General features: G+C 31.6%; 14 protein-coding genes. 3 read left to right on the top strand and 11 right to left on the bottom strand.

All coding sequences use genetic code 11. The annotated features are described in order from the left end of the window. Positions 1-6: 6 nt before the first annotated feature. From QBK95_RS03640 to QBK95_RS03690, 11 genes are all read right to left on the bottom strand, one after another. The gene (locus QBK95_RS03640) at positions 7-606 is read right to left on the bottom strand and encodes a YceI family protein (RefSeq protein ID WP_280930652.1); all 600 of its coding nucleotides are present in this window, start codon (positions 604-606) and stop codon (positions 7-9) included. A 93-nt stretch (positions 607-699) separates the two neighbouring features. Next, positions 700-1,146 (bottom strand): helix-turn-helix domain-containing protein, encoded by a 447-nt coding sequence (locus tag QBK95_RS03645; RefSeq protein ID WP_280930654.1) that lies wholly within the window; start codon positions 1,144-1,146, stop codon positions 700-702. A gap of 785 nt (positions 1,147-1,931) precedes the next feature. After that, the gene (locus QBK95_RS03650; RefSeq protein ID WP_280930656.1) at positions 1,932-2,789 is read right to left on the bottom strand and encodes a M57 family metalloprotease; all 858 of its coding nucleotides are present in this window, start codon (positions 2,787-2,789) and stop codon (positions 1,932-1,934) included. A 361-nt stretch (positions 2,790-3,150) separates the two neighbouring features. After that, positions 3,151-4,008 carry a M57 family metalloprotease gene (locus QBK95_RS03655; RefSeq protein ID WP_280930658.1) on the bottom strand — a complete coding sequence of 286 codons (858 nt, stop codon included), beginning with the start codon at positions 4,006-4,008 and terminating at the stop codon, positions 3,151-3,153. A gap of 575 nt (positions 4,009-4,583) precedes the next feature. Beyond that, entirely contained in the window at positions 4,584-5,432 is an 849-nt protein-coding gene (locus tag QBK95_RS03660) for a M57 family metalloprotease (RefSeq protein ID WP_280930660.1), read from the bottom strand. Positions 5,433-5,780: 348 nt separating this feature from the next. After that, a complete protein-coding gene (locus tag QBK95_RS03665; protein WP_027392496.1) occupies positions 5,781-6,056 on the bottom strand; it encodes an ATP-dependent Clp protease adaptor ClpS in 276 nt (91 codons plus the stop codon). 57 nt (positions 6,057-6,113) lie between these two features. Next, on the bottom strand, positions 6,114-6,953 hold the full coding sequence (gene prmA, locus QBK95_RS03670; RefSeq protein ID WP_280930663.1) for a 50S ribosomal protein L11 methyltransferase: 840 nt from the start codon (positions 6,951-6,953) through the stop codon (positions 6,114-6,116). Positions 6,954-7,062: 109 nt separating this feature from the next. Next, positions 7,063-7,815, bottom strand: a complete 753-nt coding sequence (tpiA, locus tag QBK95_RS03675) for a triose-phosphate isomerase (protein ID WP_280930665.1) — start codon at positions 7,813-7,815, stop codon at positions 7,063-7,065. Between the two features lie 52 nt (positions 7,816-7,867). After that, positions 7,868-8,941 carry an ABC transporter permease gene (locus tag QBK95_RS03680; RefSeq protein ID WP_280930667.1) on the bottom strand — a complete coding sequence of 358 codons (1,074 nt, stop codon included), beginning with the start codon at positions 8,939-8,941 and terminating at the stop codon, positions 7,868-7,870. Between the two features lie 2 nt (positions 8,942-8,943). Beyond that, the gene (locus QBK95_RS03685) at positions 8,944-10,680 is read right to left on the bottom strand and encodes a BT_3928 family protein (protein WP_280930669.1); all 1,737 of its coding nucleotides are present in this window, start codon (positions 10,678-10,680) and stop codon (positions 8,944-8,946) included. Positions 10,681-10,771: 91 nt separating this feature from the next. Continuing rightward, on the bottom strand, positions 10,772-11,314 hold the full coding sequence (locus tag QBK95_RS03690) for a DUF1599 domain-containing protein (protein WP_280930671.1): 543 nt from the start codon (positions 11,312-11,314) through the stop codon (positions 10,772-10,774). A gap of 82 nt (positions 11,315-11,396) precedes the next feature. On the opposite strand from QBK95_RS03690, the gene folP reads away from it, so the two are divergent. The 3 genes from folP to QBK95_RS03705 all read left to right on the top strand — a co-directional run bounded on the left by folP (position 11,397) and on the right by QBK95_RS03705 (position 13,908). After that, on the top strand, positions 11,397-12,224 hold the full coding sequence (gene folP, locus QBK95_RS03695) for a dihydropteroate synthase (RefSeq protein ID WP_280930673.1): 828 nt from the start codon (positions 11,397-11,399) through the stop codon (positions 12,222-12,224). Between the two features lie 128 nt (positions 12,225-12,352). Then, positions 12,353-13,129 carry a diadenylate cyclase gene (locus tag QBK95_RS03700; protein WP_280930675.1) on the top strand — a complete coding sequence of 259 codons (777 nt, stop codon included), beginning with the start codon at positions 12,353-12,355 and terminating at the stop codon, positions 13,127-13,129. Then, positions 13,129-13,908: a DUF3667 domain-containing protein gene (locus QBK95_RS03705; protein WP_280930677.1), complete on the top strand. Its 780-nt coding sequence runs from the start codon at positions 13,129-13,131 to the stop codon at positions 13,906-13,908. Before QBK95_RS03700 ends, QBK95_RS03705 begins: the two co-directional genes overlap by 1 nt. Positions 13,909-13,937 lie beyond the last annotated feature (29 nt).

Consider the following 13,937-nt stretch of genomic DNA (forward strand, 5'->3'; position numbering starts at 1 on the left):
AGTATATTAGTTTTTATAGGCTAACGCTCTAATCTTTATCTTAACCTTATTATCTATAAAAAAAGAACCGTTATCCATCTTTTTATTAAACTTTATTCCATAATCAAATCTATCTATCTCAAAATCTGCTTTAATACCTACTGTCATTTTTTTTGTTGGATCCATAAAAGGCCCTAAGATTTCTATTGGAAATTTAATCGTTTTTGTAACCTCTTTAAGGGTAAAACTTCCTTCCATAACATAGTTTCCATTATTATTCTTAATAATATTGGAGGATGTAAATTTAATTTCTGGATGATTTTCTACATCAAGCCAAATTTTTCCTTTAAGATGTCCATCTCGTATCTCATTATTAGTATCAAGACTATTTGTTTGTATAATCACCTCAACCTTTAAAGAAGTTACATCTTCATTTTCCATGGTTACGTTTCCAGTAAACTCATTAAATCTTCCAGAAACTTCACCCACCATAAAACGTTCTACATCAAAACCGACAAATGTATGACCCGTATCTAATGTATATTGATCTGTAATCGTCTTAAAACTTATATGTATTACAGAAACTATTACTATTGATATAACTGTTATTAAAAACTTAGTATTCATGAATATTAGATTTAGCATTAGTTCTCAATACTAGTAACTAATTCAATTCATTTCGACAATCACTATAAAGATTGCCATAATAATCCAATTACATCAGGGATGGATAACTTCTTTTCTAAATGTAGAAGGTGTCTTTTTTTCAAACTTTTTAAAAGCATTTACAAAGGATGTTTTATTATTAAAACCTGCGTCAAAAGCTACCTGAAGAAGTGTTATTTCTGGTTTAGCAATTATTAATTTCTTTGCCTCTTCTATTCTATATTGATTTATAAAATCAAAAAACGAGCACATAAAACTTTGATTGATTATTTGCGATATACTATGAGTGCTCACATTCATCATATTGGCAAGATCTTTTAATCTTAAATCATTTTTTAGATGAGGAGTATCATGAAGCATTACTTGCTTTAATTGCTTTGCATATCCTTGTATTTCATCTGTGCTTAATGAAGAACTATTATATTTTGTTTCTTTTTCATCTATAGACATCCATTGTATTCCTGATAAATAATACCCTACAGAATATATAAAAAAGCCCATAGGCAATACATAGATATAGTCCAAATACCTTCTGTAAACGTCAGAAACAAAAAGAATATATAAGTATATCGAAGCCAATATCAATATTAAAATTAAAAGAACATTGAAGACTTTAAGCCAAATCACATTATTAACGCTAGAATACTCCGATTTAAGATTCTTTGAGTAGTTATGTATTATTTTTAAGTTATACACAAGATAACATCCTAGATGCAAGAATTGTATAAAAAACAGTATCGAATAGAGGTATTCAAAGGGAGTTACTACTTTCTTTCTATGATCAAAGACGGCTAACATTCCATATGTTACCTGTCGCACACTTAACGACTCACTACTTAAGAATGGAATGATCAAAACAAAAATTATGAATGGCAGAAAATGTAGCCAATATTTTACCGAAAATTTCCAACTCGAATCAGTTATTGCTTTAAAATAAAAAAATGTCAAAGGACCTAATAAAAGCCAAGATCCATAACGTGTACCGTAAAATATACTAAAGCCTATATTATATGTGTTCCTAATAGCTAGAAATTCTGACAAGAACCATATACATACTAACATTAGACAGAACAAGTACAGATTCTCTTTTTTGTTCTTTTTAACGGGAGAGGCCAACAATATCGTAAGAAAGAAAATTCCTTGAAAAATCACTACGATTATAAGTAAAGACCAAATATCTAAATTCATATCCTATAAACTTATGAATTATTGAGAATAAAAAAAACCATTCACCTTACGATGAATGGCTTTAAAAGTTCAAAGCTTATATTTTTATGTGTTGGCAATTAATATAGGAACTCTAAAGCAACTATATCAATACTACTAAATTCTCCATCTTCACTCCCGTCGAAACAAGAGATCATTAAAGAATTAGAATCAAGACCGGCTTGACCCCATCTGTTAGCTGTTGGAGTTCCTGGGATATTGATTGCACCAATACTACCAGCAGTTCCTTCATTACTATTATCACATCTTCTACGAGCGTAATCAGTATGTCTGAAACCAAGTGCATGACCTATTTCGTGACCAATTACGTGCTCATTAACATTGTTGTTTGAGTTTCCAGTACCGTTTAATATCTGGATAAACTTTCCTGGTCTTCCTCCACTTGGGAATTCAGCCTGTCCACCAGCTCCAGCTCCTCCATTATTATATACTACCATATCAGCAGATTGGAAATCAGTTCCAAAAGTTAATCTGAAATTTAAAGTAGTGTTAATTCTGTTGTAATTGTTAACAGCCCATTGTAAACCTGTTCTCATGTTACCAGATAGTGCACAACAAGAACCTGTATATCCTAGAATATCGATAGTTCTATTACCACTAGAAACTAGGTTATTAGTTCTGTACTGCTTGTTTAAATCACCATCAGGAGCTAAATCGAATATCCCTTCTAAAAGTTCAGCTGTACGTAAATTTATGTCACCAGCTCTAACAACATCATATGATGCACCATCAAAATGTTTGATAGTCGTTTCGTAAGCGTTAAGTGGATTTACACCTGCATCCAGAAGTTTATCTTGTAATTCTTTACTTAATTCTAATGCTTCTGGTTGTGTTTCGTTAGAGATTTCGTCTTTTTGGCAAGATGTTACAACACCAGCCACCATAGCGCAAAGCGCTAAAAATTTTAATTTTTTCATTTAAATTGTTGAGTTTGTGTATTTATTTTACAATATGGATTTTTTAAATCCGTATCGTACGCAAATGTTTTATCAAAGCTTTGAACTTTTTTAAAAATTTTGCCGAACGAATATATGTTTTTTTTTCAATGTAATTACAAAAACTTTGAATTATTTATTAAAAATACGGCATAACCGTACATTTAATTCAACGAAACACCTTAAAACGATATAGAAATTGCAGTTTCATCATTCTTTATAACCAATTCATAACAAACCATTTAGCATAGTTTATTTGCAACAAAAAACCATCTCGAAATGTATCGAGATGGTTTATAAAAAAGTTCAAAGATTATATATTATAATTTAGATATACTTAGTTTTAGTATAAAAATTCTAAAGCAACAATATCAATGCTACTAAATTCTCCATCTTCACTCCCGTCGAAACAAGAGATCATTAAAGAATTAGAATCAAGACCAGCTTGACCCCATCTGTTAGCTGTTGGAGTTCCTGGGATATTGATTGCACCAATACTACCAGCAGTTCCTTCATTACTACCATCACATCTTCTACGAGCGTAATCAGTATGTCTGAAACCAAGTGCATGACCTATTTCGTGACCAATTACGTGCTCATTAACATTGTTGTTTGAGTTTCCAGTACCGTTTAATATCTGGATAAACTTTCCTGGTCTTCCTCCACTTGGGAATTCAGCCTGTCCACCAGCTCCAGCTCCTCCATTATTATATACTACCATATCAGCAGCTTGGAAGTTAGTTCCAAAAGTTAATCTGAAATTTAAAGTAGTATTAATTCTGTTGTAATTGTTAACAGCCCACTGTAAACCTGTTCTCATGTTACCAGATAGTGCACAACAAGAACCTGTATATCCTAGAATATCGATAGTTCTATTACCACTAGAAACTAGGTTATTAGTTCTGTACTGCTTGTTTAAATCACCATCAGGAGCTAAATCGAATACACCATCTAAAAGTTCAGCTGTACGTAAATTTATATCACCAGCTCTAACAACATCATATGATGCACCATCAAAATGTTTGATAGTCGTTTCGTAAGCGTTAAGTGGATTTACACCTGCATCCAGAAGTTTATCTTGTAATTCTTTACTTAATTCTAATGCTTCTGGTTGTGTTTCGTTAGAGATTTCGTCTTTTTGGCAAGATGTTACAACACCAGCCACGATAGCGCAAAGCGCCAATACTTTGATTTTTTTCATTTTTAAAAAGTTGAGTTTGTGTAGTTACTATTAAACAAAATAAATTCACTACAGTATTTATTTTGCTTGCGATTATTTTAGTAAAGCTTTGAACCTTTTTAAAATTTAAGCGGGTTGAATATATGATAATTTTTTTAAAATATCAGTTAATTATTTATGCAATTCTCTGTGATTAAGAACAATACCTACATAAAATTCAAAAAAAGAAGATAAAAGTTATTAAAATCACATCCTTAAATTACACGATAAAGTCGATCAAATGCATATTCCTAATTCTCAAATATTTAAGGCATTTTACAATAAAACATAGTGTATTCAATCATGTTAAAGAATTCTTAAGATTGTAGGAAAAAACATCAAATGAAGGTTTTTTCCTACTTATCATAAAATATTGATTCTAAAACGTTAAAAAAATACTAACGTTACGTTTTAACATTAAAAAGTGATCAAATAGCCTCTATCAATAAGATTACAAACTTTAAAGAAAAAAGAAAAAATGGTGCAATAAACGACATAAAAAAACCCAACTTAAGTTGGGTTTTTGATCTATCTATAACATAATTAATGTAACTATATTAATATAAGTAATTCAAGGCAGTAGTATCATTACTATTAAATTCTCCAGTTGCAGCTGTACTAAAACATGCTAACATAATAGAAGTAGCATCATATCCTGACGGAGTTCCAGGAATTAAGATAGCTCCATCAGATCCTGCGCTTTCTCCTGATTGCCCACAACTCTGACGACTAAACCAATCTGTGTGACGAAAACCAATGGAGTGACCAATCTCATGGGTAATCACATGTTCATTCACATTATTAGAGTATGCAGATAATCCATAAATAGCAATTCCAAAATTAGGTCTACCTTGTGCATCTGGAAACCCTGCTACTCCACCTTGTTCTCCTGCTGCTTCTTCATTAGGGTCATGATATACCACCATATCTTTGGATTGATAATCTGTTCCAAAAGTTAATCTGAAAGAAATAGCAAGATTTAGTCTGTTATAGTTATTAACCGCCCATTGCAATCCTGTTCTTTCTTTACTATTAAGTCCAAAACCGCCACCACCAGTATAACCAATAATATCAATTGTTCTATAAGAACCTGACACCAAATTATTAGTTCTATACTGTTTCGTATTACCCTCTGCTACTCCTAAAACAGGAGTATCCATCAAATCTTTAATTGTAGAGAAGTAATCTCCCGATCTTACACCTGTAACTTTGGAACCATCCAATAACGTTCTTGTCTGGATTTTAGCATCTTTTGCATTTACGCCGATTGCTTCTAGTTGTAATTTTATTTCTTTAGAAATTTCTTGAGTAACCGTTTCGATTTCGGTTGAAACGTCTTTCTTTTCGCAAGATGTAATAAAACCTGCTACGATAGCACATAGTGCTAAGATTATAAATCTTTTCATTGTAAAAATGTGTTGAGTTTGTATAAATTATTTTGGGAAGTACATTCAAAACCAACGAATCGCGCTAGCTTAAAATCAATAAGAAAGTTTTGGGGCGTACAATTTTTCCATTTCAAAGGTATGATAATTTTTTAATTAAAAAAGTTAATTAATTAAACTATCCTTTAAGAAATTGAATTTTTATTAAATATTCCTTATTAAAAAAGTGTTTTTTCGATGAATGACATAATTTGCAGGATATAAAAACCCACACTATTTCTAAGTTAAAACCGTAATTTGTAGTTTTTTGTAAAAAAAATCGCTCAACAAATAAAATTATTGAGCGATTATTCCTACATTTTTATTTTTTCAAACAATTTCTGCACTTAAACCTGCCTGAAGTAATTTAGAACATCTAGGCACTAATTCTTCATAAACCCCTGTTTTTACGGTGCATTTACCTTTATAATGAACAAGCATTGCGCATTGCTCTGCTTGCACTGGCGTATGTTCACAAGTGTATATCAAAGTTTCGATCACATGATCAAATGTATTAACATCATCGTTATACAAAACAATTTCATTATTATTTTGTTCTACAGTTTTTTCTAAAACTTCTTCTAAAACTTTTTCTTGAGTGCTCATCTCATCAATTTTATACAAATATACTATTTAGGGTAGAAAAAATAATCTTCTATTGCATTAATTTAACTTGTAACAGGCTGCTATCCAATTATTTCTTTCAATATACTCCACAAAATCTAAACCGTTAGCATTACACTCTTTTGTTATCAAATCTAAATCTTCTCTATAAAACCCACTAAGAAATAAATTTCCTCCAGCATTAAGTGTTTCGGTATATGACGCAATATCGTTTAATAGTATATTCCTATTTATATTCGCTATCACCACATCATATCTCTTATCTTTCAATAAAGATACCTCTCCTTCATAAGCGGTTATATGACTACAATTATTTCTTTCTATATTTTCTATAGTATTTAGATAACACCAATTATCAATATCAATGGCATCAATCGGTTTTGCTCCTTTCATTTCTGCCAAAATTGCCAAAACACCTGTTCCACACCCCATATCTAAGGTTTTTTTTCCTTCTAAATTATTCTTCAATAAATGTTGAATCATCATATGAGTTGTCTCGTGATGTCCTGTTCCAAACGACATTTTAGGTTCTATTACAATATCATATTGCACTATTGGTTTTTCATGAAAAGGAGCTCTTACACTACAACTATCATCTACCATAATAGGTTTAAAGTTTTTCTCCCATTCACTGTTCCAATTTACTTGTTCTATTTCTTTAGAGGTATATGTGATTTTGAATTCTTCTGAAGTAAGGATATGAATATCATCTAATATATTTTTGTTCCACTCCTCTTTTTGAATAAAAGCTTCTACTCCACTTTCCGTTTCTACAAAACTCTCGAAACCTGCATATCCAAGTTCTGCTATTAAAATTTCTGTTGCGGGTTGTAATGGTGTTATATTAAAGTAATAACCAATATAAATAGGAGTTGTCATTTTATTTTAAAAATTAGATTGCAAAGTTACTCTTTTGAACAACAAAAAAAGCATCCGTAGATACGAATGCTTATTATTATTATTATTATTATTATGTTTTTATAAAATCCTAGAATGAACTTGCAATAGCAGCAAAACTTTCTGGATCTAATGCAGCTCCTCCGATCAATCCGCCATCTACATCTGGTTTAGCAAATATCTCTTTTGCATTTGCAGGTTTTACGCTTCCTCCATATAGAATTGAAACTTCTTCAGCAACATCATTATTAAAAGCTTTTGCTATAGTATTTCTAATAAAAGCATGCATTTCTTGTGCTTGTTCTGGACTTGCAGTCTCACCAGTACCTATTGCCCAAACTGGCTCATAAGCCAACACAATACTTTTCCAGGATTTATCATCTAAATCAAATAATGCATTTTTTAGTTGACTTTCTACCACTTTGAAATGGTTATCGGTTTTACGATCCTCTAATTCTTCTCCAAAACAAAAGATAATTGTCATATCGTGTTCTAACGCTGTCTTTACTTTCTGCGCTAACAATTCGTCTGTTTCTCCAAAATAAGCTCTACGCTCACTATGCCCCAATATCACTATTTCTATCCCAATACTTTTTAACATATCTGCAGAAATCTCTCCTGTAAATGCTCCGTTTTTAGCTTGGTGCATATTCTGTGCTGCTACAGCAATATTAGATTTTTCAAGTTCTTTACAAGCATAAGATAAGTTCGTAAACGTTGGTGCTACAATAATTTCTGCAGTAGACGATTCCTTAAGCTTCGTATTCAATCCAGAAAGTAAAACTCCCGTTTCTTCTAGATTTTTATTCATTTTCCAGTTTCCTGCTACAATCTTTTTTCTCATTAATTTAAATTTATGTGTGTGGTTAAAAGTTTGGTTACAATTTTAAAATAAGTTATAAAGCTCTAATTCTAGGATCGAGCCATCGGTAGATAATGTCTACAAATATATTGATTAGAATGAATACCGAAGAAATCACTATTACAGCTCCCATAATAATTGGTAGATCTGATGTGTTTAATGCATCCACAATCTCCTTCCCTAAACCATTCCATCCAAAAATATACTCTACAAATACAGCTCCTGCTAGCATCGATGCAAACCATCCAGAAATAGCTGTTACTACGGGATTCAAAGAATTCTTTAATGCGTGTCTCCTGATTACCTGAAACAAGGATAACCCTTTTGCCTTCGCAGTTCTGATATAATCCTGACTCATCACTTCTAACAAAGAATTACGCATTAACTGAGTAACTACTGCTAAGGGTCTTACTCCTAAAACAATGGCTGGTAATATTAGATTCTTCCATTTAACGTATGTTCCTTCTCCAAAATCATCGACTTCATATAAACTTCCTGTCATATTAAGGTTTGTATATTCATGAAGTACATATCCAAACAGCCAGGCAAAAATTATTGCACTAAAGAAAGAAGGTACACTCATACCTATGGTACTAACGAATTGAATCAATCTGTCTGGCCATTGATCCTTGTTTAACGCACTAATGATACCCATTGAAATTCCTAAAAATATAGCAATGAGTATTGCCGATACAGCAAGGACGGCTGTATTGGGCAACGTTTCTTTTATTACCTGACTTACTTTTTTACCATTTTTCTGAAAAGATTCTCTTAAATAAGGGTATTTAAGTACCGTTTTGGTATTACCAATAACGAATAATGATACTCCAGTATATTTTTCGGCATCAAAATATGAGAAATCTTCTTCTATTGTACTATGAAAAGAAATTGGAGAAAGGTCGTTAAGATAATAACTGTATTGTGTTCTTAGTGGTAAATCAAAACCATATTTTTTATTGATGATATCTAATTGTTCTTTATTCTCATTCTGTCCCATCATCATTTGCGCAGGATCTCCTGGAAGTATCGTAAACAATAAAAATATCACTGTAATCACTCCTAATAAAGTAAGTAATGCATACCCAAATTTATAGAAGTATTTAATCATCTTTAATTTGATTTTTCCTTCAGTTTTTCTACTTCTTCCAACGTATATGCCTTATATTCAAAATCATCTCCATATAATCTTTTAGCATACTCTTCAACGGTATCATCATATCCTGCATCTGTTCGTCGTTGATTTACAGTTTCTTCATCTTTTATTGGCCAAATTATCTGTATTGGGTTATCAGAATTGTAATTCAATGTGGTTCCCTGAGTACCATAAATTTGCTCTTTACCATTATGCATTAGATATCGATCTTCCATCATAGCCACTAATCTAAAAGGAATTTCATCTTTTTTTCCTGCTTCTTTAATTATTGGAAGATATTGATCAATTTTATCAGAATGCTGTATTACATACCAAGCTGCAGTATTTGTAGGTTCTCCTACGAGTGATTTACCAGGGTATCCATATTTCTTGAACACTTGCTCTATAAACACTGTGTTAGTAGAATCAATAATACTTTGCTGTTTCCATAAATCTCCAGAAGCTTCTTCTTTTGTTGCACCTACTAATGCCGCAATACTATCACGTTCTGTCTCCGATTTTACCATCATTAAACGCCTAAACTTCTGATCCAATTTAGCAACACTATCTAACTGAGCCTTTAGTTTTTCGTTAATCTTCGGTTCTGATCTTTCTACTTTTTCTAAAACCAACTTATCAGCATCATTCCAGTGTAGTTTTTCGGTAATAGTACCTTTATTTAATGTTACAATTCCAGGATTAGATCTCAGTATTGTTTTTAATGCGGTTTCATCTGTACTATAAAATTCAAAATTCAGATTAAATTGTTCTTTTTTCTGAGAAATATCTTTGGGAGAAGAAGCTGTAAGACCTATTACATCATATCCTTGTGATAGCGCTTTATCTGTTAATCCTTTAATTGCACTCATCCCTTCTCCTTCACTTTTGGACAAATTATACATAACGATAAGGACTAGGTTTTCTTTTTCTAAATATTCTGCCGTAAAATCCTGACCGTCTTTTTCTATTGCAAAATCATGGATTGGTGGAATATAACCTTCATTAATCATTTTAGTTTCTACACCAATATACTTACCATCAACCTTTGGATAATCTCCACTAGTTTTGATTATTTCTTCTTGACCATCTACTTCGAATTTCCAAAAATATTCAAATTCAGCTTCAGGAGCACCTTCTGGAACCGACATTCCTTCTTCTATATTGGTTCCTATTTTATAGGCTCTAAAATCAAAAGTCGGTAAATGCATTAATACATGATATGCAAATCCTAAACAGGCCGTAAAGCAAATAAAAACAATCCATTTATGAGATGTTGCAGGTAAAATAGGTGTTATATATTTTCTTCCGAAGAACAACACTAATATCAGAACTAATAAAATTACATCTTTTGTAAACGATTCCCAAGGTGTTAACGGCAACGCATCACCAAAACAACCACAATCCGTAACTTTATTAAAATATGCTGAGTAAAAGGTGAGGAATGTAAAAAACACGATCATTCCTAATAAAGACCACACTGTAAATTTGGGTAAATACCCTAATAAAAGTGTTACTCCTACAATGATCTCAAAAATCACTAAAAAAACAGCAATCAACAATGCAAACGGAATTAAGAACTCCATATTTAGCACTCCTTCACTAAAATATTCTTGAAGCTTATACGAGAATCCCAATGGATCATTAAGCTTTATAAATCCCGAAAACAAAAAAAGAGCTGCTACAAATATTCTGGAAAAACCAACAAGTATTTTCATCTTTAAATGGTAATATTAATTTATTTTGAACAAGATAATAGGTTTACATCTTGTTACTTTTAGTTTAACAGTATTTTATAAAATCCTCACATCAATTAGCTTCCCCTAAATGAATCATAGCAAAAACTGCATAATTAATCATATCCTGATAATTAGCATCAATTCCCTCACTAACCAATGTTTTTCCTTTATTATCTTCAATTTGCTTTACGCGTAATAACTTCTGGATAATTAAATCAGTCAATGAACTAACTCTCATATCACGCCAAGCCTCACCATAATCATGATTTTTATTCATCATTAAAGTTTTGGTGATATTTATATGCTCATCATATAACTTAGTTGCCACTTCTGTAGACAAATCTGGTTGTTCTGCAATTCCTTTTTCTAGTTGGATTAACGCCATAAGGCTATAATTTATAATCCCGATAAACTCAGAAACCTCACCTTCATCTACTTTTCTTACTGCGTTTTCTTGTAAACCTCGAATACGTTGTGCTTTGATAAAAATTTGATCTGTTAATGATGGTAATCGCAGGATTCTCCATGCACTTCCATAATCCTTCATCTTTTTGACAAACAAATCACGACATTTATTAATTACCGCGTCATATTGTATAGATGTATCTTGCATATAACTGTTGAATTTTGCGTAAATTTCGCTTTAATATGGCAATTATACCAAATAAACATCAAAAAATAGAACAATCCCTTATATGACTATCAATTGCAAAGGTTCTTTGATCGATTTATCCTCTCCAAAAGTAATGGGAATTCTAAATCTTACGCCAGATTCGTTTTATGACGGAGGAAAGTATAAAAGTGAAATACAAATCTTGGAGCAGGTAGAAAAAATGCTTATTGAAGGGGCTACTTTTATAGATCTTGGAGCTTATTCTTCAAGACCAGGAGCTAATCATATTTCGGAAGATGAAGAAAAAAACAGGATTCTACCCATTATCGAATTAGTGCTTTCTAAGTTTCCAAACACCATATTATCCATAGATACTTTTAGAAGTGAAATTGCCAAAAACTGTATCCAAGCAGGAGCCGCAATAATTAATGACATATCTGCAGGCAGTTTAGACAAAGATATGATTACTACTATTGGAATGCTTAAAGTTCCTTATATCATGATGCACATGAAGGGAACGCCACAAACCATGAAAACGTTGGATCAATATGTTAATCTAATTCATGAAATCCAAATTTATTTCTCAGAAAAAATTGCAGAAGCTCGAAAAAAAGGTGTCAATGACATTGTTATTGATCCTGGTTTTGGTTTTGCAAAAAACGTAAATCAAAACTTCGAACTTCTTAAAAAACTGGATACATTAAAATTGCAAGGCTTACCAATATTGGCAGGAATTTCGAGAAAATCCATGATATACAAATCTCTTAATAATACGCCATCTGAATCCCTTAACGGGACTACTGCTCTGAACACGATTGCTTTGATAAAAGGAGCTTCTATACTAAGAGTACATGATGTAAAAGAAGCCGTAGAGTGCATTACACTTATACAAAAGTATACTGAAGCTTGACAGCATCTCTAAAATATTATGTTTTAAAACACAATATCACTGTTTAATCTACGTAATTAGAATATGCTTTTTAATGCTTTTCAAATCAGAGTTTCACTAATTTTTCTATTTTTACAAAAAGACCGCATTTGGATTTAATCAACCTCAGAATATTAGACGTACTGGATATTGTATTAGTAGCCCTCTTACTCTACTATATCTATAAGTTAGTAAAAGGGACAGCGGCTATCAATATTTTCATTGGTATTGTAATGATTTATTTGGTTTGGAAACTAACACAATTCCTTGCCATGGAAATGCTTAGTAGTGTACTGGGTGAATTTATAGGAGTAGGAATGTTTGCGCTAATTGTTGTTTTCCAACAAGAAATACGGAAATTTCTATTAATGATTGGTTCCACTAATTTTGGAAGAAGACGCAAATTCTTAAGACAATTAAAGTTTATCAGAGATACTCCAGAAGACAGTCTAACAGATATCCATGCTATTGTTAAGGCCTGTGAAAAAATGGGAGACACTTTTACTGGAGCATTAATTGTGATCAAAAGAAATACTTCTTTAGACTTCGTAAAAACTTCTGGAGATGAGCTTGATATTTTGGTCAAAACCCCAATTATAGAAAGTATTTTTTATAAAAACAGTCCATTACATGATGGTGCCATGATTATAGAAGATAATAGAATTGTAGCCACACGTGTGATTCTTCCAGTAAGCAATGACCGAGATATTCCTTTGCGTTTTGGCTTACGACATCGAGCCGCTATTGGTATTACAGAAAAAACAGATGCTTTGGCGCTTATTGTAAGTGAAGAAACTGGTCAGATGTCTTATATAAAAAATGGAGAGTTTGTTATATTTAAAACGCCTGAAGAGTTAATAGAAAGGATAAAAAGAGATCTCATATAATGAGTAATAACCTGACAAAAACCAATTTTTGTAAAAATTGTGGTTATCAAATTGATTATTACAGTTTTTGTCCCGATTGTGGCGCAAAAAAAATCACTAATCGAATAACTTTCAAAAACTTGACTCAAGAATTTAGTGATCGCTTTCTTAATCTTGACAATTCATTCATTAGAACATTTATCCATTTATTCACAAAACCAAAAGAAGTGATTGATGGATTTATTAATGGCCTCAGAAAAAGATACATAAATGTATTCAGTTACTTTGCTATCTCTTTGACAATTGCCAGTTTATATAGCTTCGTATTAGGGAAATACAAAGACGTAATTTTCTCAAATGTTTTTACTAATGTTAATCAAATTGAAGTCTCCAAAATAGCTTCAGATATATCTTTTGAATATCAATCTCTGATCTCATTTTTAACGATTCCGCTTTTGGCTTTAATATCGAGACTCGTATTCTTAAATTATAAAAAATATAATCTAACGGAACATTTTGTCATCCATTTATATGCGTATTCACATATCACTATGGTTATAAGTTTTATTACTTTACCATTACTTTTGATTGTAAAAAATATATTCTTGATTCTTTGGATTCAATTTCCTGTTTCTATAATTTACATCGCTTACGTTCTTTCAAGTCTTTATAATATTAGTTTAAAAAAAATCTTATTAAAAACATTATTATTCTTATTAATCATGAGTATTTTGTTTATTATTTTCTCAATTGTTACTGGCATTATTATGGCAAAAATGGGCCTTATACCAAACAAGTAATTATTCTGCAATACCGCCTTCCAAATGAT

Origin of the sequence: Aquimarina mycalae (assembly GCF_029906345.1) — a bacterium.
Classification (GTDB): Bacteria; Bacteroidota; Bacteroidia; order Flavobacteriales; family Flavobacteriaceae; genus Aquimarina.

Bases quoted from the DNA above. Each gene is read 5' to 3' on its own strand.
- QBK95_RS03640 (WP_280930652.1), bottom strand. From the start codon at position 606: ATGAATACTAAGTTTTTAATAACAGTTATATCAATAGTAATAGTTTCT.
- QBK95_RS03645 (WP_280930654.1), bottom strand. From the start codon at position 1,146: ATGGGCTTTTTTATATATTCTGTAGGGTATTATTTATCAGGAATACAA.
- QBK95_RS03650 (WP_280930656.1), bottom strand. From the start codon at position 2,789: ATGAAAAAATTAAAATTTTTAGCGCTTTGCGCTATGGTGGCTGGTGTT.
- QBK95_RS03655 (WP_280930658.1), bottom strand. From the start codon at position 4,008: ATGAAAAAAATCAAAGTATTGGCGCTTTGCGCTATCGTGGCTGGTGTT.
- QBK95_RS03660 (WP_280930660.1), bottom strand. From the start codon at position 5,432: ATGAAAAGATTTATAATCTTAGCACTATGTGCTATCGTAGCAGGTTTT.
- QBK95_RS03665 (WP_027392496.1), bottom strand. From the start codon at position 6,056: ATGAGCACTCAAGAAAAAGTTTTAGAAGAAGTTTTAGAAAAAACTGTA.
- prmA (WP_280930663.1), bottom strand. From the start codon at position 6,953: ATGACAACTCCTATTTATATTGGTTATTACTTTAATATAACACCATTA.
- tpiA (WP_280930665.1), bottom strand. From the start codon at position 7,815: ATGAGAAAAAAGATTGTAGCAGGAAACTGGAAAATGAATAAAAATCTA.
- QBK95_RS03680 (WP_280930667.1), bottom strand. From the start codon at position 8,941: ATGATTAAATACTTCTATAAATTTGGGTATGCATTACTTACTTTATTA.
- QBK95_RS03685 (WP_280930669.1), bottom strand. From the start codon at position 10,680: ATGAAAATACTTGTTGGTTTTTCCAGAATATTTGTAGCAGCTCTTTTT.
- QBK95_RS03690 (WP_280930671.1), bottom strand. From the start codon at position 11,314: ATGCAAGATACATCTATACAATATGACGCGGTAATTAATAAATGTCGT.
- folP (WP_280930673.1), top strand. From the start codon at position 11,397: ATGACTATCAATTGCAAAGGTTCTTTGATCGATTTATCCTCTCCAAAA.
- QBK95_RS03705 (WP_280930677.1), top strand. From the start codon at position 13,129: ATGAGTAATAACCTGACAAAAACCAATTTTTGTAAAAATTGTGGTTAT.